At 55.0% G+C, this 15,000-nt stretch carries 12 protein-coding genes, 2 rRNA genes, 1 pseudogene and 1 riboswitch (1 of these 16 only partly in view); all 15 genes and pseudogenes read left to right on the top strand.

Annotation, left to right across the window (positions count from 1 at the left end):
- Nucleotides 1-1,893: ribosomal RNA gene (locus tag P398_RS0100075) — 23S ribosomal RNA — on the top strand (it extends 1,021 nt beyond the left edge of the window).
- 55 nt (nucleotides 1,894-1,948) lie between these two features.
- Nucleotides 1,949-2,064, top strand: a 5S ribosomal RNA gene (gene rrf, locus P398_RS0100070).
- Between the two features lie 78 nt (nucleotides 2,065-2,142).
- Nucleotides 2,143-2,334: an NETI motif-containing protein gene (locus tag P398_RS0100065; protein WP_024371779.1), complete on the top strand. Its 192-nt coding sequence runs from the start codon at nucleotides 2,143-2,145 to the stop codon at nucleotides 2,332-2,334.
- Between the two features lie 140 nt (nucleotides 2,335-2,474).
- Nucleotides 2,475-2,576, top strand: a riboswitch (purine riboswitch).
- A 91-nt stretch (nucleotides 2,577-2,667) separates the two neighbouring features.
- Nucleotides 2,668-3,132: a 5-(carboxyamino)imidazole ribonucleotide mutase gene (gene purE, locus P398_RS0100060; protein ID WP_029333668.1), complete on the top strand. Its 465-nt coding sequence runs from the start codon at nucleotides 2,668-2,670 to the stop codon at nucleotides 3,130-3,132.
- Nucleotides 3,132-4,226, top strand: coding sequence for a 5-(carboxyamino)imidazole ribonucleotide synthase (gene purK / locus P398_RS0100055; RefSeq protein ID WP_029333667.1), 1,095 nt, complete (start codon nucleotides 3,132-3,134; stop codon nucleotides 4,224-4,226). Before purE ends, purK begins: the two co-directional genes overlap by 1 nt.
- Nucleotides 4,223-5,515: an adenylosuccinate lyase gene (purB, locus tag P398_RS0100050; protein WP_029333666.1), complete on the top strand. Its 1,293-nt coding sequence runs from the start codon at nucleotides 4,223-4,225 to the stop codon at nucleotides 5,513-5,515. Before purK ends, purB begins: the two co-directional genes overlap by 4 nt.
- Nucleotides 5,516-5,563: 48 nt before the next feature.
- Nucleotides 5,564-6,268 (top strand): phosphoribosylaminoimidazolesuccinocarboxamide synthase, encoded by a 705-nt coding sequence (gene purC / locus P398_RS0100045; protein ID WP_024371775.1) that lies wholly within the window; start codon nucleotides 5,564-5,566, stop codon nucleotides 6,266-6,268.
- Nucleotides 6,265-6,507, top strand: coding sequence for a phosphoribosylformylglycinamidine synthase subunit PurS (gene purS, locus P398_RS0100040; RefSeq protein ID WP_024371774.1), 243 nt, complete (start codon nucleotides 6,265-6,267; stop codon nucleotides 6,505-6,507). The genes purC and purS overlap by 4 nt, the downstream gene beginning before the upstream one ends.
- Nucleotides 6,504-7,184 (top strand): phosphoribosylformylglycinamidine synthase subunit PurQ, encoded by a 681-nt coding sequence (gene purQ / locus P398_RS0100035; RefSeq protein WP_024371773.1) that lies wholly within the window; start codon nucleotides 6,504-6,506, stop codon nucleotides 7,182-7,184. The genes purS and purQ overlap by 4 nt, the downstream gene beginning before the upstream one ends.
- Nucleotides 7,168-9,387: a phosphoribosylformylglycinamidine synthase subunit PurL gene (gene purL / locus P398_RS0100030; protein ID WP_029333665.1), complete on the top strand. Its 2,220-nt coding sequence runs from the start codon at nucleotides 7,168-7,170 to the stop codon at nucleotides 9,385-9,387. Before purQ ends, purL begins: the two co-directional genes overlap by 17 nt.
- A complete protein-coding gene (purF, locus tag P398_RS0100025; RefSeq protein ID WP_024371771.1) occupies nucleotides 9,363-10,772 on the top strand; it encodes an amidophosphoribosyltransferase in 1,410 nt (469 codons plus the stop codon). The genes purL and purF overlap by 25 nt, the downstream gene beginning before the upstream one ends.
- Before the next feature lie 12 nt (nucleotides 10,773-10,784).
- Nucleotides 10,785-11,819 (top strand): phosphoribosylformylglycinamidine cyclo-ligase, encoded by a 1,035-nt coding sequence (gene purM, locus P398_RS0100020; RefSeq protein ID WP_024371770.1) that lies wholly within the window; start codon nucleotides 10,785-10,787, stop codon nucleotides 11,817-11,819.
- Nucleotides 11,816-12,394, top strand: a complete 579-nt coding sequence (gene purN, locus P398_RS0100015) for a phosphoribosylglycinamide formyltransferase (RefSeq protein WP_024371769.1) — start codon at nucleotides 11,816-11,818, stop codon at nucleotides 12,392-12,394. Before purM ends, purN begins: the two co-directional genes overlap by 4 nt.
- Nucleotides 12,391-13,910: pseudogene (purH, locus tag P398_RS15955) on the top strand (bifunctional phosphoribosylaminoimidazolecarboxamide formyltransferase/IMP cyclohydrolase). The gene purN and the pseudogene purH overlap by 4 nt, the downstream one beginning before the upstream one ends.
- 13 nt (nucleotides 13,911-13,923) lie before the next feature.
- Nucleotides 13,924-15,000, top strand: a 1,077-nt coding sequence (gene purD / locus P398_RS0100005; RefSeq protein ID WP_029333664.1) for a phosphoribosylamine--glycine ligase, incomplete at its 3' end; no start/stop codon positions are given.

The following is a 15,000-nucleotide window of genomic DNA, read 5'->3' as shown; positions in this document are numbered from 1 at the left end:
GGGAAACAGCCCAGACCATCAGCTAAGGTCCCCAAGTGTATGTTAAGTGGAAAAGGATGTGGCGTTGCACAGACAACTAGGATGTTGGCTTAGAAGCAGCCACCATTCAAAGAGTGCGTAATAGCTCACTAGTCGAGTGACGCCGCGCCGAAAATGTAACGGGGCTAAACATACCACCGAAGCTATGGATCCCGTAAGGGATGGTAGGAGAGCGTTCCAAGCAGCAGTGAAGCGGTATCGTGAGGAGCCGTGGAGCGCTTGGAAGTGAGAATGCCGGTGTGAGTAGCGAAAAGAGGGGTGAGAATCCCCTCCGTCGAAAGCCCAAGGTTTCCTGAGGAAGGCTCGTCCGCTCAGGGTTAGTCTGGACCTAAGCCGAGGCCGAAAGGCGTAGGCGATGGACAACAGGTTGATATTCCTGTACCGCCGTACCACCGTTTGAACGATGGGGGGACGCAGAAGGATAAGGTAACCGTGCGACTGGAAGTGCACGGACAAGCAGCGAGGCCGTCGGGTTGGCAAATCCGCCCGGCATACAAGGTTGAGCTGTGACGTGGAGCCCGTAGGGCGAAGTACCGGATTTCACGCTGCCAAGAAAAGCCTCTAGTAAGGAGGTCGGCGCCAGTACCGTAAACCGACACAGGTAGGCGAGATGAGAATTCTAAGACGCGCGGGATAACTCTCGTTAAGGAACTCGGCAAAATGGTCCCGTAACTTCGGGAGAAGGGACGCTTATGGCAACATAAGCCGCAGTGAATAGGCCCAAACGACTGTTTAGCAAAAACACAGGTCTCTGCTAAATCGCAAGATGAAGTATAGGGGCTGACGCCTGCCCGGTGCTGGAAGGTTAAGGGGATGTGTCATCGCAAGAGAAGCACTGAACCGAAGCCCCAGTAAACGGCGGCCGTAACTATAACGGTCCTAAGGTAGCGAAATTCCTTGTCGGGTAAGTTCCGACCCGCACGAAAGGCGTAACGATTTGGGCACTGTCTCAACGAGAGACCCGGTGAAATCATAGTACCTGTGAAGATGCAGGTTACCCGCGACAGGACGGAAAGACCCCATGGAGCTTTACTACAGCCTGATATTGAGGCTTTGTACGCGATGTACAGGATAGGTGGGAGTTTGTGAAGCCGGAGCGCCAGCTTCGGTGGAGACACCCTTGGGATACCACCCTTTGCGTATAGAGTCTCTAACTCGCAGCCGTGATCCGGCTGGAGGACCGTGTCAGGTGGGTAGTTTGACTGGGGCGGTCGCCTCCTAAACAGTAACGGAGGCGCCCAAAGGTTCCCTCAGAATGGTTGGAAATCATTCGAAGAGTGCAAAGGCAGAAGGGAGCTTGACTGCGAGACCTACAAGTCGAGCAGGGACGAAAGTCGGGCTTAGTGATCCGGTGGTTCCGCATGGAAGGGCCATCGCTCAACGGATAAAAGCTACCCTGGGGATAACAGGCTGATCTCCCCCAAGAGTCCACATCGACGGGGAGGTTTGGCACCTCGATGTCGGCTCATCGCATCCTGGGGCTGGAGTAGGTCCCAAGGGTTGGGCTGTTCGCCCATTAAAGCGGTACGCGAGCTGGGTTCAGAACGTCGTGAGACAGTTCGGTCCCTATCCGTCGTGGGCGCAGGAAATTTGAGGAGAGCTGTCCTTAGTACGAGAGGACCGGGATGGACGCACCGCTGGTGTACCAGTTGTTCCGCCAGGAGCATCGCTGGGTAGCTACGTGCGGACGGGATAAGTGCTGAAAGCATCTAAGCATGAAGCCCCCTCCGAGATGAGATTTCCCTTTGAGCAATCAAGAAAGACCCCTCAGAGACGATGAGGTAGATAGGTCATGGGTGGAAGCGTGGTGACACGTGGAGCTGAATGATACTAATCGGTCGAGGCTTTGATCTAGTCTATGGTTTGACAATTGATGAACTTCAGTTTTCAGGGAACAAGCCCTGAATAGTCTGGTGGCGATAGCGAAGCGGCCACACCCGTTCCCATGCCGAACACGGAAGTTAAGCGCTTCAGCGCCGAAAGTAGTTGGGGGTCTCCCCCTGTGAGGATAGGACGTCGCCAGGCAAACGGTGGTTCTGGAGCATTCGCTCAAGGGCCGCCGCTTTTTTATATCGCGATTCAAATGAAAGAGAGGAAGAACAGATGGCCAAAAAAATCAAAGTATACGTCGAGCCAAACGAGACAGTCGGTGAGTGTTTAGACCGTATTGCTCAAATGGGGTATCGCCCGGTACGTAGGATTGAAAAGCCAGTCTTTGAAAAAACGGGAAACAAAGACGAACCTGTACATTCCCATCAATCGATTTTATTTGAGTGCGTTGCTCTCAATCCATAATGCCAAGCTGTCCTTCAAAGGGGACAGCTTTTTTTGTTCTACAAACCATTCTAAAAGCGAACGATAAATATTCAGACAATTAAAATGTTCGCAGTTTGTTGACATGTTTTCAAAGAACAAGGTACGATAGGCGTGTGAGTTAAGAAAATTAAATATCGCTCCATATAATCGCAAGGAAATGGCTTGCAAGTTTCTACCTGATCACCGATTCTGATCAGACTATGGGGTATAGCCGACATTTTTTTGTCGTGCTCTATACCCTAAACTGATGAAACGGTTTAGGGATTTCTTTATTTTAAGGGGGACGTTGACGTGAAGACAGTTGGTGTAATCATGGGCAGTTCGTCTGACTGGGAAACAATGAAACATACATGTGCCGTACTTGATGAGCTCCATATCCCGTATGAGAAGCAAGTCGTCTCAGCGCACCGAACGCCGGACGTCATGTTTGAATATGCAGAGAGCGCTAGAAATCGTGGCATTCATGTCATTATTGCAGGTGCAGGCGGTGCGGCCCACCTTCCAGGAATGGTGGCCGCGAAGACGACGTTGCCAGTCATCGGTGTACCTGTTCAATCAAAAGCATTGAACGGACTTGATTCATTGCTATCCATCGTCCAAATGCCGGCCGGTGTACCGGTCGCGACCGTCGCGATTGGACAAGCGGGTGCTACGAATGCCGGACTCCTCGCGGCACAAATCCTTAGCCTTCATTCGATTGATATCGCCGATCGCCTTACTCAATATCGCCAAGAGAAAAAAGAGATGGCAATGCAAGGAACGGAGGAACTCGTCTGATGCGGATCGGGATATTAGGTGGAGGACAACTCGGACGGATGATGTCGCTTAGTGCGAGCGCGATGGGTTATGAGACGCTCAGTCTCGATCCAAACCCGAATGCACCTGCCGCTCAAGTCGCCCCGAGTATCGTGGCAAATTTTGATGACATTGAAGCTGCCAAGCAACTCGCGACACGTTCAGATATCATCACGTATGAGTTTGAGAATATCGACACCGCGATGATCGAAGCAATCGATGAAAAGTGCCCGCAAGGAATGGATGTTTTAAAAGCAACACAGCACCGTTTGTTTGAGAAGCAGATGGTCGAGGCAGCTGGTTTACGGGTCGCCCCTTACGTACCGATCCGGTCAGTACGAGATGTATATCGGGCTCAAGATTTACTAACGCTCCCTCTAGTCATCAAAACGTGTCGCTTCGGCTATGACGGGAAAGGACAAACCGTACTTCGAACCGAGCAAGACGTACACGCATTCGTCAATCAGTTCAAAGAAGGTGAATACGTGGCTGAAGCTTGGCTCCCTTTTAAAAAAGAAATTTCGGTCATCGTGACGAGAGGTTCCCATGAGACGACGACGTTCCCGATTAGTGAGAACATTCATCGGAATAACATTCTTCACGTATCAATCGTTCCGGCACGTCTCTCACAAGACGTCTTGGACGACGCACGACACGTCGCTCTGCAACTAGCGGACTATATCGGACTTATTGGGACGCTCGCAGTTGAGCTCTTCGTCATGGAAGACGGCTCACTATATATAAACGAATTAGCACCGCGACCTCACAATTCGGGTCACTATACGATGGATGCATGTGAGACGTCACAATTCGAACAGCATATCCGTGCAATCACTGGTATGTCACTCGGACGCACGACGCTGCACACCCCAGTCGTCATGGTCAATCTGCTCGGTGAACAGATGGAAGAGCTGAAACCACAGAACTTACCGTCGAATGTTAAACTACATCTGTATGGAAAAGATGAAGCGAAGCCAGGACGAAAGATGGGACACTTGAACGTGCTCGGAGATTCCGTCGAGGACGCGCTTCATACCATCGAACAATTGGCAATTTGGAAGGAGACTGTTTTATGATTTCACGTTATACCCGCCCCGAGATGGCGGCGATTTGGACGGACGAGAACAAGTTTGACGCTTGGCTCAAAGTCGAGCTTTACGCTTGTGAGGCCTGGAGTGAGCTAGGTGTCATCCCGAAAGAAGACGTCAAGGTACTTTGGGATCAAGCTTCATTCGATGTCGACCGCATCCTTGAAATTGAACAAGAGACACGCCACGACGTCATCGCGTTCACTCGAGCCGTCTCAGAAACGCTCGGTGAAGAAAAGAAGTGGGTCCATTACGGGTTGACGTCGACGGATGTCGTCGATACGGCGCTCTCGTACTTGATCAAGCAAGCGAACGACATTTTAGAGGCGGACTTGGACCGCTTCATCGACATTCTCGCTGAGAAGGCGAAAGCACATAAATACGACATCATGATGGGGCGTACACACGGCGTCCACGCCGAACCGACGACGTTCGGATTGAAACTCGCCCTCTGGTATGAAGAAATGAAACGCAACAAGAAACGTTTCATGGCAGCACGCGAGACGATTGAATTTGGGAAAATGAGCGGAGCCGTCGGCACGTTCGCCAACATCGACCCGTTCATCGAATCATATGTGTGTGACAAGCTGGGCATTCAAGCTGCCCCAATCTCGACACAGACGTTGCAACGTGACCGTCACGCTGAGTATATGGGGACGCTCGCATTGATTGCCACGTCGATCGAGAAGATGGCGACCGAGATCCGCGGCCTTCAAAAGACAGAGACACGTGAAGTCGAAGAGTATTTCGCCAAAGGACAAAAAGGTTCATCGGCGATGCCGCATAAACGTAACCCGATTGGCTCTGAGAATATGACGGGGTTGGCCCGCGTCATCCGCGGTCATATGGTGACGGCGTACGAGAACGTCCCGCTTTGGCACGAACGTGACATCTCGCACTCTTCAGCGGAACGCATCATCTTGCCGGACGCGACGAGCTTGTTGAACTATATGCTTAACCGTTTCGGCAACATCGTGAAGAACTTGACGGTGTTCCCGGACAACATGCGCCGCAATATGGACCGGACGTTCGGCATCATCTTCTCGCAACGAATCTTGCTCGCCTTGATCGAGAAAGGCTGGTCACGTGAAGCCGCATATGACGCCGTGCAACCGAAGGCGATGCAGGCGTGGGAAGAAGAGACGATGTTCCGGACATTGATCGAGCAAGATGCTGAAATGGGTGCACTCTTCACGAGTGACGAGCTCGATGACTTGTTCGACCCGAGCCATCACGTGCGTCGTGTCGATGTCATTTTTGAACGCTGTGGTTTGTGATCGTTGAGGGGCAATACGCCCCTCTCACTTTTAAGGGGGACGATACAGATGGAAGCAATTTACGAAGGTAAGGCGAAAGCGTTATACGAGACAGAAGAACCGGGTGTGCTCCGTGTCTATTATAAAGATGACGCCACGGCATTCAATGGGGAAAAGAAACAGTCGATTGACGGCAAAGGCGTGTTGAACAACGCCATTACGACCCGTTTGTTTGAACTGATGCACGACAATAAGATTCCGACGCACTTCATCGAGAAACTGTCAGACCGCGAACAGCTCGTCCGCCGCGTCGACATCATCCCGCTCGAAGTCGTCGTCCGGAACGTCGCTGCCGGCAGTCTCGCCAAACGACTCGGTTGGGAAGAAGGGACACCGCTCCTCGCCCCGATCGTTGAGTTTTACTATAAAGATGACGCACTCGGAGATCCGCTTCTGACAGAAGATCATATCCGTTTACTGCAAATCGCCACACATAAAGAAGTCGAAACATTGCGACAACTCGGCCTTTGGGTGAACGACGTGTTGCTCGATTTCTTCGCAGAACACGGCATCGACGTGATCGACTTCAAACTCGAGTTCGGGAAAGTCGACGGGACGATCATCCTCGCCGATGAGATTTCACCGGACACATGTCGACTTTGGGATAAAGAGACGAAGCAAAAGCTCGACAAAGATGTATTTCGTAGAGACCTCGGTTCACTGACCGAGACGTATGGCCAGCTGTTAACACGCATAGGGGGAATGGACCAATGAAAAAAGTAAACGTGTACGTGACATTACGTGAAAGTGTGCTCGATCCACAAGGCGTCGCCGTCAAAGGCGGACTCGACCACCTCGGGTTCACCGGCGTTGAATCGGTGCGCATCGGTAAAGTGATCGAGCTCCAAGTCACGGACGAGACGACCGAGGCGATGGTCCGGGACATGTGTGAGAAGCTGCTCGTCAATACGGTCATCGAGAACTACGAAATCGAGATGGGGGTACTCGCATGAAATTTGCGGTCATCGTCTTCCCAGGATCGAACTGTGACCTCGATATGTATCACGCGGTCAAAGACGTGATTGGTGAAGGGGCGGAATACGTGTTCCATACGGAGACGTCACTTGACGGGTATGACGGCGTCTTGTTGCCAGGGGGCTTCTCGTACGGCGATTACTTACGGTGCGGGGCCATCGCGCAATTCTCTCCAATCATGAGTGAAGTGAAACGCTTCGCCGAAGAAGGACGCCCGGTGTTCGGTGTGTGCAACGGTTTCCAAGTGCTCGTCGAGACAGGGTTGTTGCCAGGTGTGTTAATGCGAAACCGTGACTTGAAGTTCATGTGTAAGACGGTCGAGCTGAAAGTCGAAAACAACGAGACGATGTTCACGAGCGACTACGCACTCGGTGAGACGATTCAGATCCCAATCGCACACGGGGAAGGCAATTACTACTGTGACGACGAGACGCTCGATACGCTTCGCGCGAACGGGCAAATCGCCTTCACGTATACGGATAATCCGAACGGGTCGGCAGCGGACATCGCCGGCATCACGAACGCGCAAGGCAACGTGCTCGGCATGATGCCGCACCCGGAACGAGCGGTCGAGATGCTACTTGGCGGTGAAGATGGAAAACGATTATTCACTTCGATGGTGAAATGGGGGACACGACATGCTAGTTACAACTGAACCGACAGCACTCGATATCCGTGAGGCACGCCTATATGCGACGATGGGACTTTCAGACGAAGAGTACGCGCTCGTCGTCTCACTCCTAGGTCGCGACCCGAACTACACAGAGATCGGCTTGTTTTCGGTCATGTGGTCAGAACACTGTTCGTACAAAAACTCGAAGCCTGTGCTCCGTAAGTTCCCGACGACCGGGAAACATGTCCTTCAAGGACCAGGGGAAGGGGCAGGAATCGTCGACATCGGTGACGGGCAAGCGGTCGCTTTCAAAATTGAGAGCCATAACCATCCGTCCGCGATTGAACCATACCAAGGAGCGGCGACAGGGGTCGGCGGCATCATCCGCGACATCTTCTCGATGGGTGCGCGGCCCGTCGCTCTGCTCAACTCGCTCCGCTTCGGAGATTTGAACGAATCACGTGTGAAACATTTATTCGGCCATGTCGTCTCTGGGATCGCCGGTTACGGCAACTGTGTCGGCATCCCGACGGTCGGCGGGGAAGTCGCGTTCGACCCGGCCTACGCCGGCAACCCGCTCGTCAATGCGATGTGCGTCGGACTCATCCGCCACGAAGACATTCAAAAAGGGATCGCGGAAGGAGTCGGCAACTCGGTCATGTACGTCGGTGCGACGACAGGGCGTGACGGGATTCACGGGGCGACGTTCGCCTCGGAAGAACTCGGAGAAGATGCGGACGAGAAACGTCCAGCCGTCCAAGTCGGGGACCCGTTCATGGAGAAGCTGTTGATTGAAGCATGTCTTGAAGTCATCAAGCACCCAGCCCTCGTCGGCATCCAGGACATGGGCGCAGCCGGTCTCACCTCGTCTTCTGCCGAGATGGCATCAAAAGCTGGGATGGGCATCGAGATGAACCTCGACCTCGTCCCGCAACGTGAGTCAGGGATGACACCTTACGAGATGATGTTGTCGGAATCGCAAGAACGGATGCTCCTCGTCGTCAAGGCAGGACATGAAGACGAGATTGAAGCGATTGTCACGAAGTGGGGACTTCATGCGATCAAAGTCGGCGAAGTCATCGAAGAAAAAGTACTTCGTCTCGTCCATCACGGCGAAATCGCGGCGGAAGTACCGGTCGACGCGCTCGCCGAAGACGCACCGGTCTATCATAAGCCGTCAAAAGTTCCGGCCTACTATGAGGCATTCCAAGCGATGGCGCCGGTACGACCGGTCGTCACAGATGTCCTCGCGACGTGGAAAGAGGTCCTTGCCATGCCGACGATTGCCTCGAAGCGTTGGGTGTACGAGCAGTACGACCATATGGTCCAAACGTCGACCGTCGTCGCGCCAGGCAGTGACGCGGCCGTCATCCGCATCCGTGATACCGAGAAGTCAATCGCAATGACGACGGACTGCAACGCGAAATACGTCTACCTCGACCCACGTGTCGGCGGTGCCATCGCGGTCGCCGAAGCGGCACGCAACATCGTCGCGAGCGGGGCTGAACCGTTGGCGCTCACGGACTGCTTGAACTTCGGTAGCCCGGACAAACCGGAAGGGTTCTGGCAACTCGATCAAGCCGTCGAAGGCATGGCTGAGGCGTGTCGGACGCTCGACACACCGGTCATCGGAGGAAATGTCTCGCTTTATAATGAATCGAACGGCACGGCCATCTATCCGACACCGGTCGTCGGCATGGTCGGTTTGATTGAGAAGCGTGAACATATCACGACTTCGTTCGCCAAAACGGCAGGCGACGTCGTCTTCTTGCTCGGTGAGACGAAGCCTGAGTTCGGCGGCAGTGCGCTGCAAATGCTACAAGACGGCAAAGTGAGCGGGCACGCGCCGACACTCGACTTGGCGACAGAACGGACGAATCAACAAGCGCTCCTTTCAGCCATTCGTGAAGGACTCGTCACAGCGGCCCACGACGTGTCTGAAGGCGGACTCGCCGCAGCGCTTCCTGAGCTCGTGTTTGGGACTGGTTTCGGCTTAGACGTGAGCGTCGAGACAGATCTCGTGACGACACTTTTCAGTGAGTCACAATCACGCTTCCTCGTCACGGTCGTGGCCGACCAAGCGGACCGCTTCGAGACGTTGACGAACGCCACGCGCATCGGACATGTGACCGAAACACCACAACTGATTATCCGAGCGAGCGACCGTCTCATTGAAATGAATGTCGCCGAACTTGAACGTGTATGGGAAGGAGCTATTCCATGTTATATGACATCCGAGGCATGAATGAGGAGTGCGGTGTGTTCGGCGTCTACGGACACATCGACGCGTCTCATCTCGCCTACTACGGCCTGCATAGCCTGCAACACCGGGGCCAAGAAGGGACGGGCATCGTCACGGCGGACGGGAAACGTTTGAACGCGAAGCGTGGGCTTGGGCTCGTCGCCGAAGTGTTCGATGAGCCGTCACTCGACGCACTCACCGGACATCACGCCATCGGGCACGTCCGCTATTCGACAGCGGGTGGAAACACGCTCGAGAACGTCCAACCGCTCCACTTCAAATCACTCACCGGCGACTTGGCGATGGCGCATAACGGGAACCTCGTCAATGCGACCGAACTGAAACATATGCTCGAGGCGGAAGGCGCGATTTTCCAGACGACATCGGACACAGAAGTCGTCGCCCATTTGATCAAGCGGAGCCGCGGGAATTCACTGAAAGAACGGATTTCGGATAGCTTGGCCCGTCTCGTCGGAGCGTTCGCCTTTCTCTTTTTGACAGAAGATGCTCTTTACGTCGCGGTCGATGTCCACGGTCTCCGTCCGCTCTCACTCGGTCAGACCGAGGACGGTGCGTACGTGTTCGCTTCCGAGACGTGTGCGTTCGACGTCGTCGGGGCGACATACGTCCGTGACGTCGAGCCGGGAGAGCTTCTCATGATCACAGCGGACGGCATCACGTCCGAGCGTTACAGTGAAGCGGCGGTCCGGGCGATGTGTTCGATGGAATACATCTACTTCTCACGGCCAGACTCGATCATCGACGGGGTCAACGTCCATACGGCCCGGAAAGCGATGGGGAAAAAGATGTTCGATGAGGCGCCGGTCGAGGCGGACGTCGTGACCGGAGTTCCCGATTCGAGCATTTCGGCAGCGATCGGTTACGCCGAAGCGAGCGGCATCCCGTATGAGATGGGACTCATCAAAAACCGTTACGTCGGGCGGACGTTCATCCAACCGTCGCAAGAGCTACGGGAGCGAGGCGTCAAAATGAAATTATCAGCGCTTCGCGGCGTCGTGAACGGCAAGCGCGTCATCATGGTCGATGATTCCATCGTCCGGGGCACGACGAGCCGGCGGATCGTGAAGATGCTCCGTGAAGCCGGGGCGACCGAAGTGCACGTCCGCATCACGTCACCACCGATCAAGCATCCGTGCTATTACGGCATCGATACATCATCAAAGGAAGAGTTGATTGCGGCCACCAAATCGATTACAGAGATTAAAGAAGAGATTGGGGCCGACTCACTTGCATTTCTCTCGTTAGAAGGGACGGTCGACGCGATTGACCGGCCGTTCGAAGGGAACTTGCGCGGGCAGTGTGCCGCTTGCTTCACCGGACTTTATCCGACAGAACTGGCGGAACTTGTGACAGAGACAAAAGCTTGAGGGGGACTGACGATGAGTTTAAGATATGAACAAGCGGGTGTGAATTTAGAGGCAGGCTATGAGGCGGTATCGCGCATGAAGCGTCACGTCGCACGGACGATGCGTCCTGAGGTCATGACCGGCCTTGGCAGTTTCGGTGCGATGATTGATCTCGGGTCGATGCAACTGAAGCATCCGATCCTCGTGAGCGGGACAGATGGTGTCGGGACGAAGCTGAAACTCGCGTTCGCGCTCGACCAACATGATACGATTGGGATTGACTGTGTGGCGATGTGTGTCAACGACTGCCTCGTCCATGGTGCCGAACCGCTCTATTTCTTAGACTACATCGCGACCGGCAAAGCCGATCCGGCGAAGCTTGAGCGTATCGTCGCCGGTGTCGCTGAAGGTTGTGTCCAAGCGGGCTGTGCCCTCGTCGGAGGTGAGACGGCCGAGATGCCGGGCATGTATCCGGACGGGGAGTACGACATCGCTGGATTCGCCGTCGGTGTCGTCGAGAAAGAGGCACTGATCGACGGACGGACGATCGAAGCAGGAGATATCGTCCTTGGGCTCGCCTCATCCGGCGTCCATTCGAACGGCTTCTCACTCGTCCGTCATATCGTCGAAGCGCAAGGACTCGCCTACACGGATGAGATCGCGATGCTCGATACGACGCTCGGCAATGCGTTGTTGTTGCCGACCCGCATCTACTCAGAGGCGGCGAAAGCGGCGATTTCGACCGGACTCGTCCAAGGGATGGCCCATATCACGGGCGGTGGCTTCTATGAGAACGTGCCCCGGATGCTGCCAGAAGGACTTGGCGTCACATTCGATGCGTCGAGTTGGCCAAGTCTCCCGGTCTTCGATTGGCTCGAACAAGTCGGCCACGTCTCGAAGCAAGAGATGTTCAACGTCTTTAACATGGGAATCGGTTTCATGATCGCCGTCCGCCCAGAGGATGTCGCGGTGGTTGAAGCGGCACTCGAACGCGCCGGGGAGACGTCGCACCGGATTGGAAAGGTCGACGCGAAGCCAGGTGTCCGCATCATGGGGGTCGACCAGTGAAGCGGTTCGCCATCTTCGCCTCCGGTTCAGGCAGCAACGCCGAAGCGATTTGGCAAGCAATCGAACGCGGCGAGCTGTCTGGGGAATGCGTGCTGCTCGTCACGGACAAACCGGATGCGAAAGTACTTGAACGGGCTGATCAATATCATATCCCGAGCTTTTCGTTCACACCGAAAGCGTATGCGTCGAAACAAGACTTTGAAGAAGAGATTCTTGTCTTGTTGCATACGCTGCGCGTCGAATATATCGTCTTGGCAGGCTATATGCGTTTGATTGGGGACGTCTTGCTCGAGGCGTATCCGAGCCGGATCATCAACATCCATCCATCTCTCCTCCCGGCGTTCCCCGGAAAAGACGCGATTGGACAAGCGCTCGCCGCGGACGTAGACGTCAGCGGTGTCACCATCCATTACGTCGATGCGGGGATGGACACGGGACCAATCATCGCCCAGCGCGAAGTAGAGATTACGGACTGTGATCCCGCAGAAGCGGCAAAGCGGATCCAAGCGGTCGAGCATGCGCTCTACCCGCACGTGTTACATCAAGTGTTCATTCAACAGGAGGTTTTCAAGTGAGAGCATTACTTAGTGTGTCAGATAAGACAGGAATCATTGAACTTGCGGGCGTTTTGCATGAGGCTGGCATTGAACTCATCTCAACGGGTGGGACAGAGGCGGCACTCGTCGCGGCAGGGTTGCCGGTGAAAAACATCTCGGAAGTGACGTCGTTTCCAGAGATGCTCGACGGTCGCGTGAAGACGCTCCATCCGCTCGTGCATGGCGGACTTCTCGGACGGCGCGATTTAGACTCGCACGTCGAACAGATGAAAGACCATCATATCGAGCCGATCGATTACGTCGTCGTCAACTTATATCCGTTCAAAGAGACGATCGCGAAAGAAAACGCGACGTATGACGAGGCGATTGAGAACATCGACATCGGCGGGCCGAGTATGCTCCGCTCGGCAGCGAAAAACCATGCGAGCGTGACGGTCGTCGTCGACCCGGCTGACTATGTGTCAGTCGCACAAGAAGTGCGGGACGGCGGGACGTCGTTTGAGACGAGACAACGCCTGGCAACGAAAGCGTTCCGGCATACGGCGGCGTACGACGCGTTGATCGCAGACTATTTAGGTCGACAGATCGGCGAGACGTTCCCGGACCAGCTCACGGTCACGTACGAAAAAGTACAAGACCTTCGTTACGGGGAGAACCCGCACCAACAGGCAGCATTTTATAAGACGCCGCTCTATAACGGAATGACGCTTGCGAATGCGGTGCAACTCCACGGGAAAGAGCTCTCATATAACAACATCCAAGACACGAATGCGGCGCTCGAAGCGCTCACCGAATTGACGGAACCGGCAGCGGTCGTCGTCAAACATATGAACCCGTGCGGTGTCGCCGTCGGCGAAACGATTCACCAAGCGTTCACACGGGCCCATGCGGCCGACCCGGTCTCGATTTTCGGGGCATCGTCGCGTTGAACCGGGAAGTCGACCTCGAGACGGCAGAAGCGCTTCGAAACATCTTCCTCGAAATCGTCATTGCCCCATCCTTTAGCGAGGCAGCACTTGACCGATTGAAAGAGAAGAAGAACTTACGTCTGTTGACGCTCGATATGGGACAGATGACCGGATCGCGGTTGACGGCAGTCGCCGGCGGCCTGCTCGTGCAAGACGGGGACGACATGACGCTCGACGACGCCTCGTGCCAAATCGTGACGGATCGGCGCCCGACAGCAGCGGAATGGGAAGATTTGAAGCTCGCTTGGCGTGTCGTCAAACATGTGAAGTCGAACGCGATCGTCGTGGCGAAAGATGAGACGACGATTGGGATCGGGGCTGGACAGATGAACCGGGTCGGGGCGGCGAAAATCGCTTTCGAACAAGCCGGTGAACGCGCAATGGGTGCGGCACTCGGCAGCGATGCGTTCTTCCCGATGGGCGATACGGTCGAAGCAGCGGCAGCGGCCGGCATCACAGCCATCATCCAGCCAGGCGGCTCGATTCGAGACGAAGAGTCGATCGAGGCGGCGAACCGTCATGGTATCACGATGGTATTCACTTCAGTCCGACACTTCAAACACTGAGAGGAGCGATACGATGAACGTACTCGTCATTGGACGCGGTGGGCGGGAACACGCACTCGCCTGGAAATTGAAACAAGACGGGCACGACGTTTTCGTCGCCCCGGGCAATCTCAACATGGACGGCATGACGTGCGTGCCGATCGAAGAGACGGACGTCGCGGCGCTCGTCACGTTCGCTAAGGCGGAACAGATCGGTTGGACGATCGTCGGACCGGAGTCGGCGCTCATGGCCGGAGTCGTCGACGCGTTCGAGAAAGAAAACTTGCGTATTTTCGGCCCGACGAAAGCCGCCGCTCTGCTTGAAGGCAGCAAGGCGTTCGCGAAGGAAGTCATGCAACAGGCGAACATTCCGACCGCGGCCTACGAGACGTTCACCGACGCGGCCTCGGCTCTGGCATATATCGAAGCGATCGGGGCCCCGCTCGTCGTCAAGGCGGACGGACTTGCCGCCGGGAAAGGGGTGACGGTCGCTTTCTCGCTTGAAGAAGCAAGAGAAGCGATTACGGACATCTTTACGACCGATAAGTTCGGTGCGCAGTCGCGTGTCGTCATCGAAGAGTTTTTGGACGGAGAAGAGTTCTCGCTCATGGCGTTCGTTTCGGGGGGACATGTCATCCCGATGATCACGTCGCAAGACCATAAACGCGCCTATGACAACGATGCAGGACCAAACACGGGCGGGATGGGTGCGTATAGCCCGATGTCTCATCTTGCGGAAAGCGTTTATGACGAGGCGGTCGAACAAGTGCTTCATCCGCTCGCGAAGACGATGGTCGAGCGGGGGACACCGTTTGAAGGCTTCTTATATGCGGGACTCATCTTGACGGCTGACGGGCCGAAAGTGATCGAGTTCAATGCGCGTTTCGGGGACCCGGAGACCGAAGTGATCGTGCCGAACCTTGCCTCACCTCTCCTTGACGTCATCGAAGCGGTCGTCGCCAAAAAAACGTACGCGATCGAGTGGCTTGACGCTTACACGATTGGGGTCGTCGTGGCGGCGGAAGGCTATCCGTCGATAGCGGTGTCAGGACAAGTGTTATCCGGTTTTGAGCGTTTGCCGGAAGACGTCCGTGTGTTCCATGCCGGGACG

Origin of the sequence: Exiguobacterium aurantiacum DSM 6208 (assembly GCF_000702585.1) — a bacterium.
In the GTDB taxonomy this organism is placed as follows: Bacteria; Bacillota; Bacilli; order Exiguobacteriales; family Exiguobacteriaceae; genus Exiguobacterium; species Exiguobacterium aurantiacum.
This window is presented reverse-complemented; position numbering and strand designations above follow the sequence as displayed.